The following is a 7,988-nucleotide window of genomic DNA, read 5'->3' as shown; positions in this document are numbered from 1 at the left end:
TTTTGAACAAAAATAAGATTGCATATCCTTATTCTCTTGTTGTCCAGAATAAGGGTCCTTCCACAATGGTTGCAGTTCTCTCAATACTTGATTTGATGTCCTCCGAAAGTTTTGATGCTTCGGAACTTGGAAAAGCAATAGCTCTTTTTAATATGGCAGATGTTGTAGCAATGCTAAATAACGCGGTCAATACATGGAAGAAAGAAATAGTTGAAAGAGACTACAGTAGTCCGGTAATTTCATTAGCTCTTGAGAAAAAACTTATTAAATTCAGTGACTTCGAGAATCTCAGCACGGAAAAAATAGAAGAAAAGCTGTTACCATTATCTTTAATGGTAAATGAAGATCTTAACAGAAAGTTATTGTTTATGGAAGAGTTTGCTGAGATTTATGAAATAAAAAGCTTTGATGCATTGAGATATATTAACAATTATAGAACTTACGCATTTGAAAGTCAAAAAAAGAATAAAGAAATTTCTCAAAGACAAATAGGTTCAATTTAAAGAGTGTAAACAGGTTTTAAATAAAAACTATATATTCTCTTAAATGGCGATAATCTGAAAAAATACCCTAAGTCAACTTATACAAAAGACAATGAAGCCTTGCAATTTTATGTCAAGGATGTAAGGATTCTCATCCCTAAGAAATAATGAGACCCTCGGGGCTGCAATTCCTAAGGACCAGCATAAACCCCGTGTCTGGATATTCTCTTAATAACTGGTATGCGCTATGCTGAAACGCTCAGGCTCTACGACCATAAAGAATGGTACAACGAAAAAAGAAACATAATTCACCTTTCAGAAGTACAAAGAAAACACAAAAGAAGACAGTTAGAAAGAACTATTCACCCTCTGCCTTCAATGTTCAACTACACGCTTAAGGATATCTGGGAAGCTCGCAGGCTTGGAAGGAGAGAGCCAGATTTTCAGGTTTTGCAGCTTTTTCTTTCTTGGGCTCTCGTTGGATTCGAGGGCAATCTCGGCTGAAAATAGGCTTATGCTGTCCTTCCTGTACCTTCCTGTGAGACGATCTGAAGCCGGTTCTAGTACGCCCTTCAAAAAATAACGGCTTGTAGGGCTTCTATTGGCTTGGCTTTTTTGTCTTCTCTGATAGCGGGCTGGAACAAATCCAATTTTTTATTTCCATTACGCAGTATAAGGCTCCGTGTTGAGAACTCGTTGATTTTTCGAGATAGCCCTGAAAATAGTTGCCTACGGTCTTGTCTGCGGCTGTCGAGAAAGGAGTCTCCTACCTTGTTGAGATAAAATCGAGGAGTTTCGGTATCGTTTTCTTGACGGTGAAGTTGTGTTATACGAGTCCATTGACACCTCATTTACATATCTGGATAAAGAAACAGAATTATTTAAGGTAGTAAATGTTCCCATGCAGGACACGATTGAGAAGTTTGTACAACTGGCAACCGTAACGGCAGAAAATCAAAAAGAACATTTTACAGGACCTGTAGAAAACGATGTATATCAGTTCTCTGCCTTGCCGTGGATAACATTTACGCACATTTCGCACACGGATTTCGGAAACAGGGAAAAAGCGCAGCCCATATTTGATTGGGGAAAATATCACGAAAGAGAAGGCAAATTTATGATGCCATTTTCAGTCCAGGTTCATCATGTATTTGTTGATGGTATTCATATTGGCAAACTTGCGGATGAGCTGCAAAGATATCTGGATGAAGTGTAAATAAGCATAATGGGAGGACCGGTAGTTCATTAATTTTTACTTTTCTTGAAGTTATGTTTTCAGAATACGTAGGTTTAACAGAAAAACATCTGCATGTAAGAAATATGTGAGTGAGCCAATACCTTACACAATTTTGATTCCCAGAATCCACGCAGCGAGTTCTATTGCTTGCCCGACACTAACTGTAGCTCCTCTGAGTTCGTTGCGTGTATCGGATACTGTGATCCCGTCAATGATACAATCCGATAAGTCGATGTCTTTGAGTGAGGTTTTAAAGAAATCCGTTCCAGTGAAATTAACTGCTTTCAGCATGGGCTTCTTTAACCGAATCTCGGATAAGAAGGCTTCCGTGAAATTACAGTCAAGAATGGTGCAGTTCTCCAATACAGAACTTGAAAAATCTGCATATCGAAAGGAACCATCCGCTAAAGAGGTTTCTTTCATGTGGCTCTTGCTGAAGTTGCTGCCATCGCCCTTGCACGTTAATATTTTGGAGTCTTTCCAGTAGCTGTCCATAAAAATGCAATTTGCAAAATTGCAGTTATCAAATACCGAATTGTAAAAGCTGGCTTTTGAAAAATCACATTTGTTGAACTGGCATTCTATAAATTGTACTGATTCAAATTCTATCCTTGCGATGTCGACATCCGAAAGCATCTCGCCTTCAAAGCGCACCTTCTCTATATATTTATCATCAGATTGTGCAGCTATAATTTGGCTTTCCAGCATGCTTCCATCTCCATAGACTGATGTTTCTAAATGATTATTGACAGAATTATTTATTTGTTTTTTGTGAGTGCCATCTCATATTTGTCCATTGGCATTATGAGAATCTTCCATATAAGCCAGAAGCGATACAGGATATAGATATTATCTAATGATAGATGAGTGAGCCTTGCAGTGTTATGCGGTATATTGGACGTGGTGGCGCGCAAACAAACCGGAAACGGCTCTTGCATGAAGCGGCACACTATTACAAACGGAATCTTTGGAAGAACAATGAATGCTGGGTAATCACATTATCAAAATAGGCAAAAGTATAAAGGGAGAGTTCACCGTTATAAGCGATTACTAACTTTTAAGCAGTAAATTAATCTTAACTTTTCTAAAGTTGTGCTTATAGCTCTTAATTGTTTTTAATATGTCTTAAATATATGAATATGAAAAAGCAATTAAGTAGCTTTTTCAGAAAAATCACGGAAAGTCTAACTATGAATAATTTTAAAAAACTAGGCCTCAGTAATGCTGTTTTGAAATCAATAGATGAACATGGCTTTGAAAGCCCTACAGCAGTACAGGAAAAATCAATTCCCCTAATACTTGCTGGGGAAGATGTTATAGCCGGAGCCGCAACAGGTTCCGGAAAAACACTCGCATTTGCTTCCGGCATATTACAAAATTCCGAAAAAGGAAAAGGAATTCAGGCTTTGATCCTGACCCCTACAAGAGAACTGGCGGAGCAGGTGGCAAATTCTTTCAGGAAATTCTCAAAATACGACCCGTTAAATATCGTATCTATCTATGGCGGTGTAGGGATCAATCCACAAATTAAAGAATTAAAGGATGCCGAGGTTGTTGTGGGAACACCCGGCAGGCTACTCGATCATATCAGCAGAAATACCATCAAATTCAATAATGTGAAAACCCTTGTCCTTGATGAGGCAGACCAGATGTTTGATATGGGATTCAAAATGGATGTAGAAAAAATTATCAAGGAATGTCCTCAAAACAGGCAGACCCTTTTGTTCTCTGCAACCGTTACAAAAGATATTGCCCAGCTTTCCCGCAAGCACATGGAAAACCCGGTTCGAGTATCAGTAGAGTCTTATATCGACCCGCAAAAATTGAATCAGGTCGTTTATAAAGTACAGGATGACATGAAATTATCTCTGCTCGTGTATCTTCTACAAAATGAAAAGTCAAACCTCGGGATGGTTTTCTGCAACACAAAAAGAAACACTGAAAAAGTCGCAAAAAACCTGAGAAAATCAAGTATCAATGCCGTGGCAATTCATGGAGGATTGACACAGAACGAACGAACTCGCATAATGGAAAAATTCCATTCCGGGAACATATGTGTCCTTGTATGCACAGATGTAGCCGGAAGAGGACTTGATATACAGGGTGTTTCCCATGTTTACAATTATGATATTCCCAGGGAGAGTAAACAGTATATTCACAGGATTGGAAGAACTGCACGAGCAGGAACAGAAGGAAAAGCGATAAATATCCTTTCCAAAAATGACCATGCTAATTTCATGAGTGTGCTGAAAGACAATGATGTAGATATTAAGGAACAGGCACTACCTGCTCTGAAGAAGATTGTAATTGAAAGACCGGAAATAAGATTGCCAAAGCCGGTAAATAGGATGAACAACCCCTCCAGAAAAGGTCATAAACCCAGGCACAAAAACTATTAGACGCCGTTCGTCTGTGCATTGCATTACAACTAACCATTTGATCGATTGGCATCGGCAGGAGCAATGGACTGCTCCCGCAAAACCCAGGCACGAGAATAAGAACGACGGCCAGTTCGTGCCACTACGATGTCAAAATGCACCCTTCCGATGCCTTCGGACCAATGAGCAGAGGTCGTCGACTGCGGGGTGGAAGATCTATGCTAAAATCAAATTGCGTGCGGCCACCCCAACCTGAACAGGCTGCCCGACAATTACCCCCGGTAATAACTGAATTTCTTCTTCTCCAATTTAAAAGCCTTAAATGCCTTTTTTACCATCTTTTTAGGGACCTATAGTGAATAGAAAAAACAGACTTTTACTTTGTTGCCAGAACTTCCACCACGACTTTATTTCCGTGCTCTCCGGAATTAACTTGAATTTAACCAACTCTCCCATGAAGTCAAAAACCGGACCATAGAACTCAATTGACTCAAAGCCGCGCCGAATTATATTATAGGGTTTTGAGGTTCCAGCCGGTGGTGAAGACAGTTTTCCTTTAGGTTTAATTCCATGCGCTCCCTGGTTAATTAGTTTTTATTATTCCTGAATGCTCGTAAATTGCATCTCACATTCTTTCTTTTCACGCGCCGCGCTCCGCTTGAACCCACCTGCGTACAGTAGATAAAAATGAAATCATTAGCCGCGCTGGGAAGTCTGACCCCCAAAATATCAACCATGTAGCCAGGGACGACCAGAATTTTGGCTTCAGAAAAATTCCTGCGGTCAGCAGGAAAGTGAAAGTACTCGGTTGAGCCTTTTAAAAAGCGAAAATAAAAAAATCGATTAATTCATTACGGGGTGTTTCATCCTCTCAGGAAGGAATTAAAAAAATGATTATTAATACTTTCTTATGAAGTTGTTTGAAAAATTTATCTAAATGATTGATCTAAATAAACTCAACTATTTACAAATTTATATTTACATGTACGTGTAATTGTACAAAAAAAAGCATTTAGAGGAATGATACATTAACAAAGAGATTATATACAGAAACTATTTCCTTTTTTCTAAATTTTTAGGCAGAAGTTGCCATGTTTTAAATATTTTGATTTCAGAATCATTCAAACGATAGGAAGAGAAAACGATAATGAACCATGCAGGATACGATTGAAAAGTTTGTACAACTGGCAACCGTAACGGCAGAAAATCAAAAAGAACATTTTACAGGACCTGTAGAAAACGATGTGTATCAATTCTCAGCCTTACCGTGGGTAACGTTTACGCATATTTCGCACACGGATTTCGGAAACAGGGAAAAAGCGCAGCCCATATATGATTGGGGAAAATATCGGGAAAGAGAAGGCAAATTAATGATGCCGTTTGCAGTCCAGGTTCATCATGCATTTGTTGATGGTATCCATATTGGCAAACTTGCGGATAAGCTGCAGAAGTACCTGGATGAAGTGTAAATTAATCAGTAGTTCACTAATTTTTACTTTTTTAAAGTTATGTCTTCAGAATACATAGGTTCTAAACATATTCATTGGAAGCAACATCGAATAAATTATACTTTACAGAATTTCAATACAAAAATAGTAGAAAGATATTATCTCTATTTTTAATATTGCTGGTACTAACAAAAAAACGTATAGAAACTTTTTTAAGTAATGTATTTTTTATACATTTTTGATTTCATGAGTGAATCAAAACCTGTAAATCTAGAAGAGTGTATTCAAAATTTTGAGGATATTCATCTTCAAAAGAAAAAAAATTTCGATAAAATTCTTACTTCTGAACAGTACATTCAATTAATTCGCTCAGAATTTATTCCTGATATCGAATATGAAATCAATGGATTCAATGAGTTTTTTAATAAATCTAGCTCTGAAAACCTTGATTATGATATTTTTCGAAACAAAATAATCAAGTCTTTTCAAATATTATTACCTAAATATGAATCTTTAAAGAGTATTGTGGTAACTTCTAACTGTGAAACAAGTTATAAAGACATTTTATCTTTTCTATACGATTTTACTGATAATCTCAAGCTTGTTAGTAGTATTTATGTACCCTCAGAGATAGTACTAAGTAAAGAACAGATCATTAAATTATGCAGGGTAAAATTTCCTTCTTATAAAAGAAAACATACTGCTTTAATTAATTCTTTAAATAAACTCGAAGCCTCTGAAAAATTAAAAAGCTTTAAATTTACTTTTTTAAAATTAATTCAACAAAAAACAAGATATGTAGGACGAAAGCTATTTATTTTATTCTTATTTGCTCCCATTTTGCTTACATTTTTATTCTATTTTTCGGAATTTTTTATACACGTTTTAAGTTTTATTGAAAATTTGGTCCCACTTAAAGTTTTAAGCTTAATACTAGATGTTCTTAAATCATCTTTTTTGTATTTATTAGGTAAAGTAGAATTACTAAATAATTTTATAATTACCCACCATAATAGTTTAAAAATTAGTGTATGGTTTTTATCTATTCTTTGGATTCCAGCATTATTCTTACGCAAAATTCCTCGATATCATAAAGAACTGTTTTTGTTAATGATATCCGCCTCAATTTATGTTTTATTTATATACAAGCCTTTCATCAAAGGTTTCTTATTAGTTTTAGGATTATTTTTGTATCCTCTCTATGGTTTTTTGTCGATGGATAGCTCAAAAATAGAAAAAGTAAATAGCAATTCCCGTAAAACTATATTTTATCCCACACTTACTGCATTACTAATTTCTTTTCTAATTACTCAAGAACCTATATGGTTAATTGGCTTTATTATTTGGTCTTGTTTCATTTTTGTTGCTAAAATTAGTTACAAATACTTTGTTCCTACCTTTAGCTCTTTGTCCAAGCAAGATACTGAAAAAGATAAAGAAATTGTTATAGACCCCTGGATTTTTATAGCGTTATTTGTCAGCTGTATATTTTTAGGTACCGGCTTTTTAGAAAATTTAGATAATAGTTTTCTTAGTGAACTATATTTAAACTCTATTCAAATAGCCTTAATCTTAATTGGTTTCTTATTAGCCGCTCAAGGTGTTGTTAACAGCGCATCACTTAAATCTGAGACAAAAAAAGGAAAATTATTCGAGGCTCAATCTCTACTGAGAATCTTAGAAGGCTTTACAGGCTTTATGATCGTGTTTTTAACATTATTTGTTTTTGCAGTTCTTGGTTATTTTTCGACTACAAAATTCAAAACTTTGAGCATAAATCGTGAATATTTAATATCTCCTATTAACTTTAGCTCTTTTTCAGTGTCTCATTTTGCTTCTCTTCTCATTTTTTGTTTTTTTATTACTTTATTTGTTCTTTCCATATTCCACTTACTTTATCTCTTCCTTTCTAGTAGTTTAATTCTTAATCCATTAAAAACAGCGATTATATCCAGCCCTCTTCTCATAGAAAATGTAACTAATATGGCAAAATTTAATTCTATTGTAGAAACAGAAGATGTAGATATAGAAAAAATTGCAATAGATAAGTTGAAAAAAGATTATAAATTAAATGGGAAAGTTATGACTTCACTTTTAATTAATAAATTTATAGAAGATGAAGGTTATTATATTGGGTGTGAATTTGAAGTAGTAACACCCAACAAGATTGACTTAATGGAACTCTCTATCAATTTAGGAATTAATCTTATTTTTAACGGTAAATTTTCCAGAGTATCTATTTTAGTAAGATCAAAAGAAGGTTCTTTGAAAATGTTCAAAGTTTTTCAAGTAGAACTAACTAAAGAAAAACTGCAATTTATAACGCGAAAAGACGATCTGGATTTAGAGTATAAGTTCGAACAAGTAGGCGCTTTCTTTTGGAATCCCGCATTCAAAGAATCTCATACCTTGTGATTGAAATTATCCAAAAACCAATTTTGCT

General features: G+C 35.2%; 7 protein-coding genes. 5 read left to right on the top strand and 2 right to left on the bottom strand.

Annotated elements, in window-relative coordinates; genetic code table 11:
- On the top strand, nucleotides 1-503 hold a 503-nt coding region (locus tag BP861_RS03720), incomplete at its 5' end, for a hypothetical protein (protein WP_292372715.1).
- Between the two features lie 354 nt (nucleotides 504-857).
- Here the strand turns inward: BP861_RS03720 and BP861_RS03715 are convergent.
- On the bottom strand, nucleotides 858-1,058 hold the full coding sequence (locus BP861_RS03715; RefSeq protein WP_292372713.1) for a hypothetical protein: 201 nt from the start codon (nucleotides 1,056-1,058) through the stop codon (nucleotides 858-860).
- Between the two features lie 208 nt (nucleotides 1,059-1,266).
- On the opposite strand from BP861_RS03715, the gene BP861_RS03710 reads away from it, so the two are divergent.
- Nucleotides 1,267-1,698 carry a CatA-like O-acetyltransferase gene (locus tag BP861_RS03710; RefSeq protein ID WP_292372722.1) on the top strand — a complete coding sequence of 144 codons (432 nt, stop codon included), beginning with the start codon at nucleotides 1,267-1,269 and terminating at the stop codon, nucleotides 1,696-1,698.
- Nucleotides 1,699-1,821: 123 nt separating this feature from the next.
- Here the strand turns inward: BP861_RS03710 and BP861_RS03705 are convergent, their stop codons facing one another.
- Entirely contained in the window at nucleotides 1,822-2,427 is a 606-nt protein-coding gene (locus tag BP861_RS03705; protein WP_292372712.1) for a pentapeptide repeat-containing protein, read from the bottom strand.
- Between the two features lie 521 nt (nucleotides 2,428-2,948).
- On the opposite strand from BP861_RS03705, the gene BP861_RS03700 reads away from it, so the two are divergent.
- From BP861_RS03700 to BP861_RS03690, 3 genes are all read left to right on the top strand, one after another.
- Nucleotides 2,949-4,118 (top strand): DEAD/DEAH box helicase, encoded by a 1,170-nt coding sequence (locus BP861_RS03700; protein ID WP_292372710.1) that lies wholly within the window; start codon nucleotides 2,949-2,951, stop codon nucleotides 4,116-4,118.
- Between the two features lie 1,133 nt (nucleotides 4,119-5,251).
- Nucleotides 5,252-5,566, top strand: coding sequence for a CatA-like O-acetyltransferase (locus tag BP861_RS03695; RefSeq protein WP_292372708.1), 315 nt, complete (start codon nucleotides 5,252-5,254; stop codon nucleotides 5,564-5,566).
- A gap of 225 nt (nucleotides 5,567-5,791) precedes the next feature.
- Nucleotides 5,792-7,960 carry a hypothetical protein gene (locus BP861_RS03690; RefSeq protein ID WP_292372706.1) on the top strand — a complete coding sequence of 723 codons (2,169 nt, stop codon included), beginning with the start codon at nucleotides 5,792-5,794 and terminating at the stop codon, nucleotides 7,958-7,960.
- Nucleotides 7,961-7,988 lie beyond the last annotated feature (28 nt).

Origin of the sequence: Methanosarcina sp. UBA411 (assembly GCF_002495725.1) — an archaeon.
Lineage (GTDB): Archaea > Halobacteriota > Methanosarcinia > Methanosarcinales > Methanosarcinaceae > Methanosarcina.
This window is presented reverse-complemented; position numbering and strand designations above follow the sequence as displayed.

What these genes read in the sequence shown, in the direction of transcription:
- BP861_RS03705 (WP_292372712.1), bottom strand. Translation starts at nt 2,427, where the DNA reads ATGCTGGAAAGCCAAATTATAGCTGCACAATCTGATGATAAATATATA.
- BP861_RS03695 (WP_292372708.1), top strand. Translation starts at nt 5,252, where the DNA reads ATGCAGGATACGATTGAAAAGTTTGTACAACTGGCAACCGTAACGGCA.
- BP861_RS03690 (WP_292372706.1), top strand. Translation starts at nt 5,792, where the DNA reads ATGAGTGAATCAAAACCTGTAAATCTAGAAGAGTGTATTCAAAATTTT.